Below are 16470 nucleotides of genomic sequence, written 5' to 3' on the forward strand. Positions count from 1 at the left end.
GGGATCAGCCCTTGGCCGCGGCCTGGCTGGTCGTCTTGACGATGTCCGCCGGGCTGCCCTTGCCGGCGAGCAGGTCGACGACGCTCGTGTTCAGCGCGTTGCCGACGTTCTGGCCGTAGAGGGTGTCGAGGTACTGCGAGACGTACGGCGCCTTCTGGTACGCGGCGAGGACGTCCTTGAGGTACGGCTCGGTGACGACGGACTGCGCGTTCTCGTTCACCGGGATGGTGTCGAACGCCTTGTAGTACGCCTCCTGCCTCGACTTCGTCACGATGTAGTTGAGGAACTGGGTGCAGGGCACTTTCGGCGCCTTGGCGGAGCACGAGTAGCCGTCGAGGCCACCCATCATCGCGCCGGCCTTGCCCGAGCCGCCGGAGATCGACGGGAACGGGAAGAACCCGAGGTCGGGCAGCGGCTTGGCGTTCGGGGTGAGCGAGGAGATCACGCCCGGGTCCCAGGAGCCCATGAGCTCCATGGCCGCCTTGTGGTTCGCGACGAGACCGGCGGAGCTGCCGGCGCCCTGCTGCGCCGCCGTGGTGAGGAAGCCGTTGTTGAACGGCTTCGTGTCGTTGAACGCCTTGACGTCCTGGCCGGCCTTCGTCCAGCAGCTGCTGTCGAACTTCAGGTTGGACGCGGTCTTGTTCAGCGTGGCCTGGCTGCACTCCCGGAGCGCGAAGTTGTAGTACCAGTGCGCGGCGGGCCAGGCGTCCTTGGCGCCGACGGCGACCGGTGCGACGCCCGACTTCTTGAGCTTGGCGATGTCCGCGTTCAGTTCGGTCATGGTCTTCGGGGTGCTCGTGATCCCGGCGGCCTTGAACAGGTCCTGGCTGTACCAGATGCCCTCGGGCAGGACGTCGATCGGCATGGCGTAGGTCTTGCCGCCCTGCTCGTAGCCGGCGAACGTGCCCTTGTTGATCGCGGCCTTCGAGGCCTTGTCGATCGAGCCGGAGATGTCCATGACCTGGCCGGCGTCGACCATGGCCTTCATCTTGCCGCCGCCCCGCTGCAGGAAGATGTCGGGGGCGTCGCCGGAGTTGAGGGCGGTCTGGAGCTTGCCGTCGAGGTCCTCGTTCTGGATCGCCTGGACCTTGATGGTGACGTTCGGGTGGGCGGCCTCGAAGTCCTTGACGGTGTCCGCCCAGAACGCCTTGCCCGGGCCGGTGGTCGAGTTGTGCCAGAAGGTCATGGTGACCTTGCCGTTCCCCGACGCGTTGTCCGAACCGCCGCTCGAACAGCCCGTGGCGAGCAGTGCGGTGCCCGCGGCCAGCGCGATGGCCGTCGCGAGCTTGATCTTCCTCGTCATTGTGGAAACCCCTCGGTAGTCGTCGTTGACATGCGGCTTCGAGTGCCGCAGACGAGAGCGTGGCAGGCGTGGCTCGGGTTGTCAATCGATATCGATAACGATTTCGGAGAGTGCGCCGACGACTCGTGTCGCACGATCCGGGCGGTACGGTGAGCACGTGGAGACCGTCGCAGAGTCCGCTCCCCCGCCCGGGCGCGCCACCATCAGCGACGTCGCGCGCGCGGCCGGGGTGTCCGTGCCGACGGTCTCGAAGGTCATCAACGGGCGCGACGGGGTGGCACCCGCGACGTCGAAGCGCGTGCTCGAGGTGATCGAGTCCCTCGGCTACGAGAGCTCCCTCGTCGCCCGGAGCCTCCGTCGGAGCCGCACCGACGTGATCGGCATCCTCGTCACCGAGTTCGAGCCGTTCTCCACCGAGCTGCTCAAGGGCATCTCGTCCGCGGCGACCGGCACGGGGTACGAGCTCCTCGCGTACGCCGGACTCGTGTCGGGCGAGACCCGGCCGGGCTGGGAGCGCCGGTCGCTGTCGCGGCTCGCCGGGACCCTCATCGACGGCGCGATCGTCGTCACGCCCACGACGCTCATGTCGTCGACGTCGGTGCCGGTCGTGTCGATCGACCCGCACACCGGTCCCGAGGGCCACGCGGCGATCGACTCGGACAACGTCGGCGGTGCGCGGGCAGCGACCGAACACCTCATCGGCCTCGGACACCGCCGCATCGCGCACATCCGCGGCCGCGAGGACCTGGCGTCCGCCGAGCTCCGCGAGACCGGCTACCGGGAGTCCCTCGCCGCGGCCGGCATCCCGTTCGACCCGGAGCTCGTGCGCGTCGGCGGGTACCAGACCGCGCTCTCCGCCGAGGTCGCCCGTGCGCTCCTCGCCCGTCCGGACCGCCCCACCGCGGTGTTCGCGGCGAACGACATCTCGGCGCTCGGGGTGCTCGAGGTCGCGCACGAGCTCGGTCTCCGCGTGCCCGAGGACCTGTCGGTCGTCGGCTTCGACGACGTCCCCCTCGCCGCGAACGCCACCCCGCCGCTGACGACCGTCGCACAGCCGCTGCACGACCTCGGCGCCGAGGCCGTGCACATGCTCCTCAACCTGCTCCGCGGACAGGACGTCCCGCAGCACGTCCAGCTCCCGGCGACGCTCGTGGTCCGCGCGAGCACCGGGCCGGCCCCCACGCGCTGAGGCGGGCGGGAGGTCAGTCCCGCCCGGCCGCGCAGGTCACCGTGGCGGCGCTCTGCCCCGACACGGACCCGGGGAGCTGCGCCGTCGTGGCCGGCGCGCTCGGGGTGGACGCGCCCGACGAGGGCGCCGTTGCCGGCTTGGACGGGCCTCCCGCAGCGTGCGACGGCGGAGCGGTCGGGGCGGCCGCCTTCGGCGGGTTCGGGTCGACCACGGCCGAGCGACCGAGGCTGCCGGCCGAGAGCGCGATCGGGTCGTCGTGACGGAGCGCGGCGTTCAGGATCCCCGCCGGGTCCGTCGCGACGTCGACCCGGTTCGGGTCCTCGGGGTCGTCGACCACGGGGTACTGCACGAACACCATGTTCGACAGGCCGACCGTCGTGACGGCCAGCGCGAGGCGCGCGAGGGTCCGCGGATCCGTCAGGGTGTCCGAGAGCGTCATGCTGCGGAACGCGGTGTCGGCCAGGCGGAGCACCTTCGCGGGGTTCGTCAGCGTCCCGGCCGAGACGACCTGGCGCGCGAGGGCGGACATGAACGTCTGCTGGTTGCTGATGCGCGCGAGGTCACTGCCGTCGCCGACGCCGTCCCGCGACCGGAGGAACGCGGCGGCCTGGGCGCCCGACAGCGAGCGGGTACCCGCGGGCAGGTCGATCGCCGGGGAGACGTTGTGGTCGTGGATCGGCGTGGCGAGGCAGACCTGGACCCCGCCGACCGCGTCCGCCATCCGCACGACGCCGTCGAACGTGACCATGCCGGCGTAGGAGATCGGAACGCCGGTCAGCTGGCTGATGGTCCCCGCGACGCAGGCGAGGCCGTGGCGCTCCCCACCGCGCGAGAGCGCCGTGTTGAGCATCGCCCTCGAGGAGGCCGGTGTGACCGAGCCGTCGTCGTTCGTGCACGCCGGGATGGGCACCATGAGGTCGCGGGGGAAGCTGACGACGGCCATGTGCGTGTGGTCCTGCGAGATGTGGACCAGGATCGTCGTGTCGTTGTGCCCGACCCCGGAACTCGCGGCCTGGTTCGCCGCGCCGGTGAACCCCGCGCCCTGCCCGGTCCGGGTGTCGGTGGCGACGAGCAGCATGTCGACCTCACCCGACTGCGCGGTGAGCGTCGGGACGGCCTCGTGCCTCACGCCCGGCAACGCCAGCGTCACCGCGGGCTTGGCGCCCTGCAGGACCTGCCAGGTCGCGATCGCCGCGACGGAACCGGAACTCACGACCGCGACCGCGACGACGGCGGCGAGGATCCGGAGGACGGCGGCGACCCGGCTCGAGCGGCGGAGCCGTCCGTGCCGTGCGATGCCGCCGTTCACTGCCGCACGTTCGCGCGCCATTCGTCCCCCTCGGAGTTCGGTGCCGTCCCAGGATCATCCCGGAAGCGGGTGCGAACCGCGTGCTGGCCGCGCCGCGACCCTGAATCGGCACTCAGGTTCGCCGCCTCCGGCCCCACCGCCGCGCGCGGGAACCGGCGCGGCCGGACGGAGCGGCGCGCGGGATCCGGCGCGACCAGACGCCGTCGCACGCCGTCCGTGTTATGTTCTCGCCCACAACAAACCTGACGACGACGTCCGGAAGGCGCCCGACATGCACGAGACCCTCCCCCCGCCCGGCTCGGCCGCACGGCTCGGCGAGGCCGTCCTCGCCGTCGTCGACGCCGCCGGCACCCCGCAGCCCGCCGTCCCGATCACCGTCGAGCAGACCCGCCACGCCTTCGTGTTCGGCAACATCGGCTTCGACTTCATCGGCCTGGCGAACGGCGAGCCCGACGACGTCGGGACCGAGGCGCTCGCGGAGCGGTACGCCGAGGTGTTCAACACGGCGACCCTCCCCTTCTACTGGGGACGGTTCGAACCGGAGCGGGGCGCGCCCGACACCACACGCCTCCGGGCCGCGGCGCGGTGGTTCCGCGACCGTGGGATCGCGCTCAAGGGCCATCCGCTCGTCTGGCACACCGTGCAGCCGGACTGGCTGCTCGGCCTGCCGCTCGACGAGGTGGAGCGACTGCAGCGTGCGCGCATCCGGCGTGAGGTCGCCGACTTCGCCGGGCTCGTGGACACCTGGGACGCGATCAACGAGGTCGTCATCATGCCCGTGTTCGACAACGGCGACAACGCCATCACACCCCTCGCCCGCGCTCGGGGCCGCGTGCCGATGATCCGGATGGCGTTCGAGGAGGCCCGTACGACGAACCCGGAGGCCCGGCTCCTGCTCAACGACTTCGACCTGTCGAGCGACTACGAACACCTCGTCGAAGAGGTCCTCGACGCGGGGATCACGCTCGACGCCCTCGGTCTGCAGACGCACATGCACCAGGGCTACTGGGGCGAGGACACGATGCTCGCGACGGTCGACCGGTTCGCGCGGTTCGGCCTCCCGATCCACATGACCGAGTCCTCGCTCGTGTCCGGCGAACTCATGCCCGCGGAGATCGAGGACCTCAACGACCACCAGGTGCCGTCATGGCCGTCGACACCCGAGGGCGAGGCGCGGCAGGCCGACGAGATCGACCGGCACTACCGGAGCCTCGTGGGGCACGAGGCCGTCGAGGCCATCACGTACTGGGGCATCACCGATGCGGGCGCGTGGCTCGGCGCGCCGATCGGACTCGTCCGGGCGGACGGCTCCCCCAAGCCCTCCTACGACGCGCTGCGCCGCCTCGTCCGCGACGCGTGGTGGCTCGGACCGACCGAACTCGTCACCGACGGACGCGGTGAGGTCCGTGTGAGCGGCTTCCGCGGCGACTACGCGGCACGGCTCGCCGGCACGACGACGCCCTTCACGCTCGGATCGGACGCGCAGCGGATCGCCCTGACCGTCCCGGCTGCCTGACCGCACCGACCGGCGGCCGGGAGGCACGGCACCGGCCCGTCCTGTCCCTCCCGACCGTCCCCCTGGGTTGCGGAACCACCCGAACGGGCGCGGACAGACGACGAGGGCGCGGTCGCCGGACCGCGCCCTCGTCGTCCGGGCGCGCATCTGCGCGCCCGGCACGCGCATCAGCCGCGCAGCTCGAGGTACTTCGCGATGAGCGCCTTCGTCGAGGCGTCCTGCGACGCGAGCGCCTCGGTGTCGCCGTCGACCGCGGGAGCGATCTGCAGCGCGAGCTGCTTGCCGAGCTCGACACCCCACTGGTCGAACGAGTCGATGCCCCAGATCGTGCCCTCGGTGAACACGATGTGCTCGTACAGCGCGATGAGCTGGCCGACGACGCTCGGCGTGAGTGCCGGTGCGAGGATCGACGCGGTCGGTCGGTTGCCCGGGAACTCGCGGGCCGGCACGACGGACTCCTTCGTGCCCTCGGCGCGGACCTCGTCCGCGGTCTTGCCGAACGCGAGCGCCTTGGTCTGCGCGAAGAAGTTCGCCATGAACAGCGCGTGGACGTCCTGTCCGGGCTGCACGGCGCCACCGTCACCGGTCTCGTCCTGCAGCGGGTGCGCCGGGTTCGCGACGGCGATGAAGTCCGCCGGGATCAGCCGGGTGCCCTGGTGGATGAGCTGGTAGAAGGCGTGCTGGCCGTTCGTGCCCGGCTCGCCCCAGAAGACCTCGCCGGTGTCGGTCGTGACCGGGGAGCCGTCCCAGCGGACCCGCTTGCCGTTCGACTCCATCGTGAGCTGCTGCAGGTAGGCGGCGAAACGGTGCAGGTACTGCGTGTACGGCAGGACCGCGTGGCTCTGGGCACCGAGGAAGTTCGAGTACCAGACGTTGAGCAGGCCCATGAGCACGGGGACGTTCTGCTCGAGCGGCGCGGTGCGCATGTGCTCGTCGACCGCGTGGAACCCGGCGAGGAAGTCGCGCCAGTTGTCCGGCCCGATCGCGATGACGACCGACGTGCCGATGGCCGAGTCGACCGAGTAGCGGCCGCCCACCCAGTCCCAGAACCCGAACGCGTTCTCGGGGTCGATGCCGAACGCGGCGACCTTGTCGAGCGCGGTCGAGACGGCGACGAAGTGCTTGGCGACGGCGTCCTTGCGGGACTCGTCGGTGTCCTCGATCGCACCGGCGGCACCGAGCCGCTCCCACAGCCACTGGCGGGCCAGCCGGGCGTTCGTCAAGGTCTCGAGCGTGCCGAAGGTCTTCGACGCGACGATGAACAGCGTCGTCTCCGGGTCGAGGTCCGCGGTCTTCTCGTAGATGTCGGCGGGGTCGATGTTCGAGACGAAGCGGGCCTCGAGCCCTTGCTGCACGTATGGCTTGAGCGCCTCGTAGACCATGACGGGGCCGAGGTCCGACCCGCCGATGCCGATGTTGACGACGGTCTCGATGCGCTTGCCGGTGACGCCCTTCCACGCCCCTGACCGCACCTGCTCGGCGAACCCGTACACCTTGTCGAGCGTGGCCTGCACGTCGGCGTCGACGTCCTGCCCGTCGACCTCGGAGCCCGCCGGCGGGACCAGGTCGGAACCGGCGGCCGGGCGACGCAGCGCGGTGTGGAGCACGGCGCGGTCCTCGGTGACGTTGATGTGCTCGCCGCGGATCATCGCCTGGTAGCGGCCGGGGACGTCGACGTCCTGCGCGAGCTGCAGCAGGTGGCCGAGGATCTCCTCGGTCACGAGGCCCTTCGACAGGTCGACGGTGAGGTCGGCGGCCTGGAAGGTGTACCGGTCGGCCCGGTCCGGGTCGGCGTCGAACCACCCACGCAGGTCCGGCGTGAAGCCGTCGGCGATGCCGGCCAGGGCGCGCCAGGCCTCGGTCGAGGTGGGATCGACGGGAGCGGATTCGGTCAAGGGGTCCTCCTGAACAGGGAACGGTGCACGGCTCGCGGATCACGCGGCGCTGCGCGGCGGGCCGGGTCCAAATCTATTCCCCTGCCGCTCCCCCCGGCGGCAGGTGGGGACGACCGGGCGACAGGGGACGCTCGGGAGGGACGGGCCGGTCCGGCACCGTCCCTCCCGTCCGTCGCGGCTCGCCCCGCGGGGCGACGACGCACTCGGTCAGCGCCTGATCGGGTCAGCGCACGATCGGGTCAGCGCCCGTCCGGTCAGCGCCCGTCCGGTCAGCGCCCGTCCGGTCAGCGCCGGTCCGGTCAGCGCCGGTCTGGTCAGCGCCCGATGGGGGCCATGTCCGGGTAGCGGTCGCCGGTGGGTGCCGGCAGTGCGGAGAGCCGCGCGACCTGCTCGTCGCTCAGCGTGAGGTCCGCCGCGCCGAGGTTCTCCTCGAGCCGCGAGACACGCTTCGTGCCCGGGATGGGCACGAGGTCCTCGCCCTGCGCCAACAGCCACGCGAGCGCGACCTGCGCGGGTGTGCCGCCGACCTCGTCCGCGACCGTGCGCACCTCGTCGACGATGCGCATGTTCGCCGCGAACGCCTCCTCCTGGAACCGGGGGTTCGCCAAGCGGAAGTCGCTCGAGTCGAGGTCGGACGGCTTCGTGATCGCGCCGGTCAGGAACCCCCGGCCCAGCGGCGAGTACGGCACGAGCCCGATGCCGAGCTCCCGCAGGGTGTCGAGCACCTCGCCCTCGGGGTCCCGCGTCCACAGCGAGTACTCGCTCTGGAGCGCGGTGATGGGGTGGACGGCGTGCGCACGGCGGATGGTGGCGGCGCTCGCCTCGGACATGCCGATGTGACGGATCTTGCCCTCCTGCACGAAGCCGGCGAGCTGCCCGATGACGTCCTCGATCGGGACCTCCGGGTCGACGCGGTGTTGGTAGTAGAGGTCGACGTGGTCCGTGCCGAGCCGGCGCAGCGACCCCTCGAGCGCGATGCGGACCGACCGGGGGTCCGAGGTGATGTGCCGCTCCGTGCTCGGGGTCGTCTCGCCCTCGACGTGACGGATCAGGCCGAACTTCGTCGCGATGACGACGTCGTCGCGACGGTCGCCGAGCGCGCGGGCGAGGAGTTCCTCGTTCGTGTACGGCCCGTACGCCTCCGCCGTGTCGAAGAACGAGACGCCGAGGTCGATCGCCCGGTGGATCGTGCGGACCGACTCCGCGTCGTCCGTGCCGGCGCCCGTGTAGAAGGCGCTCATGCCCATCGTGCCGAGGCCGATCGCACCGACCTGCAGGTCGCCGAGTGTGCGGGTTTCCATGCTGTCTCCTGTCTGCCCGGCCGAGGACCAGCCGGTGCACGACCTCCATCGTGCTCGCCGCGCCTCGGGGGTGCGTGGACACCGCGGGGCGCGCGTCAGGCGTGCATGCGCGCACCCTTCGTGATCTTGTCCACCGCGTTCCGGGGCCCGCGCACGGCGATGCCGACCAGGTCGAGGTCGTCGGCCGCCACGGCGGCGACGGCAGCGCGGTTGGCGGCGTCGTGCCCCGTCGCGAACAGGTCGCGCGTGTACAGGGCGAGCGGCACGCCGCGGGTGAGCGCCCGGGTCCGCGCGGCGGCGAGGACCTCGGGGCTGGCCGACATCACCATCACCGGCTGCCGGAGCATCGGGAGGTACCGGTTGCCGTCCGCGTCCGCGTAGGGCTCCCCGACGAGGTCCGGCTCACTCGTGGCGATGCCGCTCGTCAGGAACGCGGTGACGTTGAGCTCCTGCCAGGGCAGCAGGTGGTCGTGGAGCACCACGACGACCTTCGTGTCGAAGCGGACGGGTTCGGTGGTGGTGTCGTCGAGCGGTGCCATGTCCCCACGATCGCGCCGGGCACACCCGGTCGTCTTGTACGTTCCTTGCATGGTCGAGTCCGTGCGCGCGTGGCGGCCCGCCGTGCCCCTGGTGCGCGAGGTGCTGCACGCGGAGCACCTCGAGCACGCGTACCCGGCGCACACGCACGACAGCTGGACCCTCCTGACGGTCGACGACGGTGCCGTCGTCTACGAACTCGACGGCCGACGGCACCACGTGATGCCCGGGACGCTCACGGTCCTGCCGCCGGGCGTCCCGCACACCGGGCGCACCGCCACCGGCGGCGAGCGCTACCGCAAGCGGGTGCTGTACCTCGAACCGGAGTGGCTGCCGGCGGGGACGATCGGCGGCGCGGTCCACCACCCGGCGTTCACGGACGGGACGCTCGCGGCGGGCGTGGCCAGCATCCACGCCGCGCTCGCGCAGGCCGCGCCGACGACGGCCGCCCTGGCCGTCGAGTTCGGCGTCCTGCGCCTCGGCGCCCGGTTCCGCGACGCGTTCGGCGCGGACGCCACGGACCGCGACGACCCGGTCCTCGCCCGACGCTTCCGCGCGATGCTCGACGAGCACCTGACCGAGCAGCTCACCATCGCCGACGCGGCCGCCGCGCTGCACGTCCACCCGGCACACCTCGCCCGCGTGTTCTCGGCGGCGTTCCGGATCGCACCACACCAGTACGTGTCGGCGCGGCGGGTCGACCTGGCGCGCCGACTCCTGCTCGCGGGACGTCGCCCGGTCGACGCCGCCGCCGAGGCCGGGTTCGCGGACCAACCCCACATGACGCGGCAGTTCCGTCGCGTGCTCGGGACGACGCCGGGGACGTTCGCCGCGGCGTAGAGCGCTCCAGGACGCCGCGTGCTACGAGGACCGCCCGGCGAACGCCGTCACACCATGGACCGTGGGCACGAGCAGGAGGCCGTCCACCGACGTCGGCGTCGCGAACGTCGGCAACGCCGTCCCCGTGTGGAGGGTCTGCAGTCGGCGCCCGGACCGCGGGTCCCACTCCGAGACGGTCCCCGTCGGGTACTCGACGGCCCAGAGGTGCCTGCCGATCAGCGTCGGTCCGCTGTTCGCACCCGCCAGTCGGGGTCCGAGCGTCCGCGTCGCGAGGTCGACCCGCTGGATCCCGCCGCCTCGGCAGGGGACGAAGACGCGGTCCGTGCGGCGGTCGAACGCGGGTGCGCCGTCCGGGTCGCTGCCGCACACGTGGCGGATCGCGGTCACCTGCGACAGGTCTCCCTGCCGCAGCACGAACGCGGTGTCCGTCTTCCCGACGGCGAACACGAGCCCACCCGGGAGCAGCACGGGGTTGCTCGTCGACAGGTCCTCGTCGCCGCCCGCGACGCGGTCCTTGAACGCGGCGAGCGGCCGGAGGTCCGGGGACAGCTCCACGACGCTCTCGGTGTACCGCTCGGGATCGGGGCCGCCCTGCGGCGGATCGGGGTTCGCGTTGCCCGTCGTGACGAAGAGGTGCCCGTCGGCACCGACCGCGATGCCGCCGCCCGACTCCCAGACCGCTCCGCCCTCGCCGTCCGGGGCGACCTCGAACGACACCGGGTCCGGCGCGCCGCTCTCGCGCACCCCGACGACCCAGCCGTGGTAGTGCCCGCAGTCCCCCGCGTTGCCGCCGTAGCCGACGTAGACGCGGCCGTTCGCCACGGCCAGGGACACCCGCTGGAGCAGGTGCACCGGCGATTCGCCGGCCGGGAGGGGCGGGTCGACGTCCTCGGTCCGCACCGTCCGCCCCGTGGCCAGGTCGAGCCCCGAGAGCACGTGGTGCACGACGCCCCGGCCGGCGTCGACCTCGGCGACCACGTACACGATGCGCGTCGCCGGGTCGATCGCGGGCGTGCTCGTGATGCCGAGTGGGTCGATGTCGCCACAGCCCGCCACGGCGGCGACGTGCGTGAGCGGTGTGCCGAGCGTCCGAGACCACAGCACGTGCCCGGTCGTCGGGTCGAGGGCGACGACCCGGTTCCGCTCGGTGGCGGCGACGATGCGTCCGTCCGCAGCGACGGGCTGCCCCTGCACGGTGCCGCCGAGGTCGACCGACCACCTCCGCGTCGCGTGGTCGAGAGGCGCCCCGGCGGGGACCGCACCCGTCAGCGTCGCGGTGCCGTGGTAGCTCGGCCACGAGTCGGACGCGGCGGCTCGGGACGGTCCCGTCCCCGTCGACGGTCCGGACGGGGCGGACGGTCCGTCCGATCTCGTCGGCGCGGTACCAGCAGGCGCTCCGGCGGACGGAGGCGGTGTCGTCGGCGCGACGGAGGGCCTCCCGGCCGTGCACCCGGCGAGCAGCAGCACGGCGACGGGCACGACCAGCGTGCGCAGGCGCACCCCGCGCCGTCGGTCTCGATCGCGATGGGTCGTCATCGAGCCCTCCTCGGCGCCGAGGGTAGCCCGACCGGTCCCCGTCGGTACGCCCGCTGGTCAGACTTCCGTGACCCGGCCCTCCTCGACGTGCCAACGGCGGTCGAGTCGCACGGTCTCGAGCATGCGGCGGTCGTGCGTCACCAGGAGCAGCGTGCCGTCGTAGGCGTCGAGTGCCTGCTCGAGCTGCTCGATCGCGGGGAGGTCCAGGTGGTTCGTCGGCTCGTCGAGCACGAGCACGTTCACCCCGCGGGCCTGGAGGAGCGCCAGACCGGCGCGCGTCCGCTCACCCGGCGACAACTCCCCCGCGGCGCGACCGACGTGGTCGGCCTTCAACCCGAACTTGGCCAGGAGGGTCCGCACCTCGGCGGTGGACATCTCGGGCACGAGCCCCTCGAACACCTCGGCGAGCGCCGTGGCACCCGTGAACCGCCTGCGCGCCTGGTCGATCTCACCGACGGCCACGTTCGACCCGGTGGACGCCGTGCCGGAGGTCGGCTCCTGCCCGCCGAGGAGTGCCCGCAACAGCGTGGACTTGCCTGCGCCGTTCGGACCCGTGATCCCGATGCGGTCGCGCGCGGCCACCTGGAGCGAGACCGGACCGAGCGTGAAGTCGCCCTGCACGTACGTCGCCTCGGACAGCGTCGCGACCACCGACGACGACCGCGGCGCGGTGCCGATGGTGAACTCGAGCTGCCACTCCTTGCGGGGCTCCTCGACCTCGTCGAGCCGGGCGATCCGTGACTCCATCTGGCGGACCTTCTGCCCCTGCTTCTCGCTCGACTCCGCCGACGCCTTCCGGCGGAGCTTGTCGTTGTCGGGGCTCTTCCGCATGGCGTTCCGCACGCCCTGGCTCGTCCACTCGCGCTGCGTGCGCGCGCGGGCCACGAGGTCCGCCTTCGTCGCCGCGTACTCCTCGTAGGCGTCCCGCTTGTGCTGCCGGGCGAGCGCGCGCTCCTCGAGGTACGCGTCGTACCCGCCGCCGAACAGCCGGTGCGACGACTGGGCCAGGTCGAGCTCGAGCACGGCCGTGACCGAGCGCGCCAGGAACTCCCGGTCGTGGCTCACCAGGACGACACCGCCGCGCAGGCCCCGGACGAACCCCTCGAGCCGGGCCAGGCCGTCGAGGTCGAGGTCGTTCGTCGGCTCGTCGAGCAGCACCACGTCGAACCGCGACAGCAGGAGCGCCGCGAGGCCCACCCGTGCCGCCTGGCCTCCGGATAGCGACGTCATCGCCGAGTCGACCGTGAGCGAGCCGTGGCCCGTGTCGACGTCGAGTCCGAGATCCGCGAGGACGACCGGGATGCGCTCGTCGAGGTCCGCCGCACCGGAGGCGAGCCACCGTTCGAGCGCGACCGCGTAGTCGTCACCAGCAGCGTCACCGGCGGCGGGTTCGGCGAGCGCCGCGGCTGCGTCGTCCATCGCCGCGGTCGCCGCCGCACATCCGGTGCGTCGCGCGAGGTACCCGCCGATCGTCTCGCCCTCGACGCGCTCGTGCTCCTGCGGCAGCCAGCCGACGAACGCGTCCTTCGGCGACAGCGCGACCGACCCCGCCAGGGGTTCGTCGACCCCGGCGAGCAGGCGGAGCAGCGTCGACTTGCCGGCCCCGTTCACGCCGACGACGCCGATGACGTCACCGGGCGCGACGGTCAGGTCGAGCGAGTCGAAGAGGGTGCGAGCGGCGTGCCCACCGGCGAGGTCCTTGGCGACGAGCGTGGCGGTCATCTGCTCATGCTCCCACCCGGGGGAACGCGATCGTGGCGCTCCCCCGGGTGTGGTGCAGTGCGGTGCGGGCCCGGTGCCGCAGCGGTGGTGCCGCTACTTCGCGGTGGCCGCGGCGAAGGTCGCGTAGGACGCCTTCTTCTGGTGCGACGACGTGTACAGCCCGAAGTCGCCGTCCACCCCACCGTCCTGCCAGTCGTAGAGGAAGACCGGGCCGACCTGCGGGTACTTCGCGGCGACCTGGAACAGTCCCGTGATCGTCTGCTGCTGCTGCGCGACCGTGTACGTCGGGTACCCGCCGTCCGGGCCGGTGGGCATCCCGCTCTCGGTCCACCAGATCCGCATGCTGGCGTCCTGTTGCTGCTTCATGAGCGCCAGCAGGTCCGGCAGGACGGACAGCATGTTGTAGCCGCCGTCCGCGGCCGTCGGCATCGCCGGGTACGTGTACGGGTGCAGGTTCACGGCGTCGAAGGACCCGTGTCCGCCCTGCTTGTACAGCTGCCGGATGAAGTCGATGGGGTTGTAGTTGTTCCCCTGGGCGACGCTCCCGGGTGCCTGCTTGCCGTAGGGCGCCATGCCCGCCATGAGCACCACGGCGCTCGGATCGGCCGCGTGGATGATCGGGTGGACGGTCTTGAGGAGCCCCACGTACGCGGTCGGGTTCGCCTTCCCACCCCACTGGGCGCCGAGGTTGACCTCGTTGCCGACCTCGAAGTGGTGCACGCCCATCGACGCCAGACGCTTGACCGACGACGTCAGCCAGCCGTTCTTCGCCGTGAACCCGGCCGACTCGGGCATGGTCGTCGTGCCGTCCCCGAGGACCACGGTGACGTCGAGTCCGGCCTTGCGAGCCTGCTGGATGGTCTGGTCGCTGGCGCCACCGTGGGCGCTGACCGACCCGGCGTAGTTGTAGTCGAGCCGCACCCACTGCACGCCCACGGACCGCATGTCGGTGAACACCGACAGCGCTCCGCTCGCGGACATGCGGTTGATGGTGTTCTCGTACACGCCGCCGGGCGAGACGCCCTTGCCGTGCTCGGCAGTCGACACTGCGGCCGTCGTGACCACGTTCGGCGAGGGCGTGCCCGCCGTCGTGGAACGCGCGACGTCGATGGCCGCCCGGACGGTGCCCGTGGAGGCCGTTCCGGTCCGGATCGCGCCGGGTGCGGTGTGGGATGTCACCGATCGGCCGGCGCCACTGGTCGGCGTCGGCGCACTGGTGTTCGTCGCGCATCCGGTCAGCGCGATCGATGCGATGACGGCCGTGGTGAGGGCCGACACGATCCCGCGCGTCCGGACGCGACTCCCGGGTTCCGCGGCGCGCCCTGATGCGCGCCGCTGGAAGCCGTGGCTGGTGTCCTGCTTCGAGTTCCTGATCTCCATGGGCTCGTCCCCTCCCTGAAAGGTCGTGAGCGGAGGGAACGCTAACGGTTTTTCGTCCCCCCGATGCACGGCGTTTCCTCAGGTTCAGAAGCCCGGAGTGACGGGACCTGGGGAGCCTACCGCGCCGTTTCGGGGTACGTCACGCGTTCGGGGGGCACCTGGACCTGAGTGAACTCGCAGATGCATTCAGGTTCGGACGCGCCGTCACGACGGTCGCAGGCGGATCCTGACCAGCTCGTACACGAGCAGGAACGTCGTGAGCACCGGACGTTCCCCCCAGACGAAGTCACGAGCCGGGCGCAGACGACCGGCGAGCTCGGGCGCCTGCCGGGTCAGGTAGCGGCGCGCTCGCCGCGCGTGGAACGTGTTCGAGGCGAACCGGATCGTGTCCGCGGTCCGCAGCAGGTCCACCGTGTTCCGGACGTTCTCCCACGTCGTCCGCGACTCCTCCTCGAGCACCACCCGATCGGCGGGGAAGCCCCGGCGCACGGCCTCCTCCGCCATCACGGAGGCCTCCGACCGCACGCCCCGCGTCGGGCCGCCCGTGAACACGAGGCGTCCGTGGTCGGAGACACTGCGGAGCGCGATCCCGGTCCGCCAGCGCTGCATCGCGTTCGTCCGTCCGCGGGGACTCGACCGGTACCCGAGCACCACCACGAGTTCGGCGCCGTCGTCCGGACCGTCCGCGGTCAGGTCGCGCGATGCGAACCAGGTGAGGGCCTCCGCGACGGCGAGCCCGCCCGTGACGATCGCGGCGAGGCCGACGACGAACCCGAGGGGAGCGCGCGCTGTCACGGCACCCATGGTCGCATCCGCCACGGCCGCCACCGCCACCGCGTCCGGCGCATCCGTCGCGTTTAGCGCATCCGTCGCGTCCAGGCGCGGAGCAGCGCGCGACGCGGTGGGATGATCGAAGCGGCGACACCGCGTCGCGCAGTCGAGGGGCAGGAGCGCGGCATGCAGGACGACGAGCAGCGTGCGTTCCGACCGGAACCGGCCGCGGTGGCACCTCAGCGCCGGACCGCCGACGGTCTCGCGTTCCCCGCGATCGGGCTCGGCAGCCTGGAGGCCCGGGGCAGCGACGGCGTCGCAGCCGTCACCTCCGCACTCGGGCTGGGTTACCGCCTGCTCGACACTGCGTTCATCTACGACAACGAGGGCACGGTCGGCCGCGCGCTCCGCACCGCTCCGGTGCCCCGTGATGACGTCGTCTTCTCGACGAAGCTGCCGGGGCGTGCCCACAGCGCCGACCTCGCGCTGCAGTACGTCGAGGAGAGCCTGTTCCGCAGTGGCCTCGACCACCTCGACCTCGTGCTCATCCACTGGCCGAACCCGCGGGTCGGGCTCTACACGGAAGCCTGGCGCGCCCTCGTCGAGGCGCGGGAGCGCGGGCTCACCCGGATGATCGGCGTGTCCAACTTCCTGCCGGACCACCTCGACCGTCTGATCGACGAGACGGGGGTGGCGCCGGCCGTCAACCAGATCGAGGTGCATCCGTACTTCCCGCAGCTCGACCTGCAGGCCGAGAACGCCCGACGTGGGATCCTCACCGAGGGTTGGTCTCCGCTCGGCCGCGGTACCGACCTGCTCGAGCACCCGGTGGTACGGCGCATCGCCGAGGCGCACGCGGTCTCCCCCGCGCAGATCGTCCTCGCCTGGTCGGTCACGCTCGGCGTGATCCCGCTCCCCCGGGCGGCCGACCCGTCATGGCAGGCGGAGAACCTCGACGTCTTCGCGATCCAGCTGAGCGAGGACGAGGTCGCTGCGCTGTCCGGGCTCGCACGCCCCGACGGCCGGGTCAGCGGGCAGGACCCCCGGACGCACGAGGAGTTCTGAGGGGCTCCGAGTTCCCGGGCATGCCGGCAGTCGTTCGGACGGCCCTGTCGGCGTCGCCGATCGCGCTCACCCGGCTGTCCCGGTCCCAGAGGAACCGGGGCGGGTG

Annotated in this window: 14 protein-coding genes; 5 read left to right on the forward strand and 9 right to left on the reverse strand. The window is 72.1% G+C overall.

The window, feature by feature from the left end:
• Positions 1-4 precede the first annotated feature (4 nt).
• Entirely contained in the window at positions 5-1303 is a 1299-nt protein-coding gene (locus tag DEI92_RS06430; RefSeq protein ID WP_111011332.1) for an ABC transporter substrate-binding protein, read from the reverse strand.
• Positions 1304-1460: 157 nt separating this feature from the next.
• Here DEI92_RS06430 and DEI92_RS06435 point away from each other — a divergent pair, with 157 nt between their 5' ends.
• Entirely contained in the window at positions 1461-2492 is a 1032-nt protein-coding gene (locus DEI92_RS06435) for a LacI family DNA-binding transcriptional regulator (protein WP_258370096.1), read from the forward strand.
• A gap of 13 nt (positions 2493-2505) precedes the next feature.
• On the opposite strand, the gene DEI92_RS06440 is transcribed toward DEI92_RS06435, so the two are convergent.
• On the reverse strand, positions 2506-3822 hold the full coding sequence (locus tag DEI92_RS06440) for an LCP family protein (RefSeq protein ID WP_111012786.1): 1317 nt from the start codon (positions 3820-3822) through the stop codon (positions 2506-2508).
• Between the two features lie 250 nt (positions 3823-4072).
• Here DEI92_RS06440 and DEI92_RS06445 point away from each other — a divergent pair, with 250 nt between their 5' ends.
• Complete coding sequence (locus DEI92_RS06445) at positions 4073-5317, forward strand: endo-1,4-beta-xylanase (protein WP_111012787.1); 1245 nt, start codon at positions 4073-4075, stop codon at positions 5315-5317.
• 167 nt (positions 5318-5484) lie between these two features.
• On the opposite strand, the gene pgi is transcribed toward DEI92_RS06445, so the two are convergent.
• The 3 genes from pgi to DEI92_RS06460 form a co-directional block, all read right to left on the reverse strand.
• The gene (gene pgi, locus DEI92_RS06450; protein ID WP_111012788.1) at positions 5485-7212 is read right to left on the reverse strand and encodes a glucose-6-phosphate isomerase; all 1728 of its coding nucleotides are present in this window, start codon (positions 7210-7212) and stop codon (positions 5485-5487) included.
• Positions 7213-7526: 314 nt separating this feature from the next.
• Positions 7527-8513, reverse strand: coding sequence for an aldo/keto reductase (locus DEI92_RS06455; protein ID WP_111012789.1), 987 nt, complete (start codon positions 8511-8513; stop codon positions 7527-7529).
• Between the two features lie 95 nt (positions 8514-8608).
• Positions 8609-9052: a DUF2000 family protein gene (locus tag DEI92_RS06460; RefSeq protein ID WP_220037458.1), complete on the reverse strand. Its 444-nt coding sequence runs from the start codon at positions 9050-9052 to the stop codon at positions 8609-8611.
• A gap of 49 nt (positions 9053-9101) precedes the next feature.
• Here DEI92_RS06460 and DEI92_RS06465 point away from each other — a divergent pair, with 49 nt between their 5' ends.
• Positions 9102-9890, forward strand: a complete 789-nt coding sequence (locus DEI92_RS06465; RefSeq protein ID WP_111012791.1) for an AraC family transcriptional regulator — start codon at positions 9102-9104, stop codon at positions 9888-9890.
• 21 nt (positions 9891-9911) lie between these two features.
• On the opposite strand, the gene DEI92_RS06470 is transcribed toward DEI92_RS06465, so the two are convergent.
• The 3 genes from DEI92_RS06470 to DEI92_RS06480 form a co-directional block, all read right to left on the reverse strand.
• Positions 9912-11426 carry a PQQ-binding-like beta-propeller repeat protein gene (locus tag DEI92_RS06470; protein ID WP_111012792.1) on the reverse strand — a complete coding sequence of 505 codons (1515 nt, stop codon included), beginning with the start codon at positions 11424-11426 and terminating at the stop codon, positions 9912-9914.
• 57 nt (positions 11427-11483) lie between these two features.
• A complete protein-coding gene (locus DEI92_RS06475; RefSeq protein WP_111012793.1) occupies positions 11484-13148 on the reverse strand; it encodes an ABC-F family ATP-binding cassette domain-containing protein in 1665 nt (554 codons plus the stop codon).
• A 93-nt stretch (positions 13149-13241) separates the two neighbouring features.
• A complete protein-coding gene (locus DEI92_RS06480; RefSeq protein WP_146244926.1) occupies positions 13242-14195 on the reverse strand; it encodes a hypothetical protein in 954 nt (317 codons plus the stop codon).
• Between the two features lie 43 nt (positions 14196-14238).
• On the opposite strand from DEI92_RS06480, the gene DEI92_RS06485 reads away from it, so the two are divergent.
• A complete protein-coding gene (locus tag DEI92_RS06485; protein WP_146249117.1) occupies positions 14239-14547 on the forward strand; it encodes a hypothetical protein in 309 nt (102 codons plus the stop codon).
• A 185-nt stretch (positions 14548-14732) separates the two neighbouring features.
• Here DEI92_RS06485 and DEI92_RS06490 read toward each other — a convergent pair whose 3' ends face one another.
• Positions 14733-15332 carry a YdcF family protein gene (locus tag DEI92_RS06490; RefSeq protein ID WP_146249118.1) on the reverse strand — a complete coding sequence of 200 codons (600 nt, stop codon included), beginning with the start codon at positions 15330-15332 and terminating at the stop codon, positions 14733-14735.
• A gap of 153 nt (positions 15333-15485) precedes the next feature.
• On the opposite strand from DEI92_RS06490, the gene DEI92_RS06495 reads away from it, so the two are divergent.
• Positions 15486-16364, forward strand: a complete 879-nt coding sequence (locus DEI92_RS06495; protein WP_111012891.1) for an aldo/keto reductase — start codon at positions 15486-15488, stop codon at positions 16362-16364.
• Positions 16365-16470 lie beyond the last annotated feature (106 nt).

Origin of the sequence: Curtobacterium sp. MCBD17_034, assembly GCF_003234515.1 — a bacterium.
Lineage (GTDB): Bacteria > Actinomycetota > Actinomycetes > Actinomycetales > Microbacteriaceae > Curtobacterium.

Excerpts from the sequence above, each read along its gene's own strand:
- DEI92_RS06430 (WP_111011332.1), bottom strand. The coding sequence starts at position 1,303 with ATGACGAGGAAGATCAAGCTCGCGACGGCCATCGCGCTGGCCGCGGGC.
- DEI92_RS06440 (WP_111012786.1), bottom strand. The coding sequence starts at position 3,822 with ATGGCGCGCGAACGTGCGGCAGTGAACGGCGGCATCGCACGGCACGGA.
- DEI92_RS06445 (WP_111012787.1), top strand. The coding sequence starts at position 4,073 with ATGCACGAGACCCTCCCCCCGCCCGGCTCGGCCGCACGGCTCGGCGAG.
- DEI92_RS06455 (WP_111012789.1), bottom strand. The coding sequence starts at position 8,513 with ATGGAAACCCGCACACTCGGCGACCTGCAGGTCGGTGCGATCGGCCTC.
- DEI92_RS06460 (WP_220037458.1), bottom strand. The coding sequence starts at position 9,052 with ATGGCACCGCTCGACGACACCACCACCGAACCCGTCCGCTTCGACACG.
- DEI92_RS06465 (WP_111012791.1), top strand. The coding sequence starts at position 9,102 with ATGGTCGAGTCCGTGCGCGCGTGGCGGCCCGCCGTGCCCCTGGTGCGC.
- DEI92_RS06470 (WP_111012792.1), bottom strand. The coding sequence starts at position 11,426 with ATGACGACCCATCGCGATCGAGACCGACGGCGCGGGGTGCGCCTGCGC.
- DEI92_RS06475 (WP_111012793.1), bottom strand. The coding sequence starts at position 13,148 with ATGACCGCCACGCTCGTCGCCAAGGACCTCGCCGGTGGGCACGCCGCT.
- DEI92_RS06490 (WP_146249118.1), bottom strand. The coding sequence starts at position 15,332 with ATGGGTGCCGTGACAGCGCGCGCTCCCCTCGGGTTCGTCGTCGGCCTC.
- DEI92_RS06495 (WP_111012891.1), top strand. The coding sequence starts at position 15,486 with ATGCAGGACGACGAGCAGCGTGCGTTCCGACCGGAACCGGCCGCGGTG.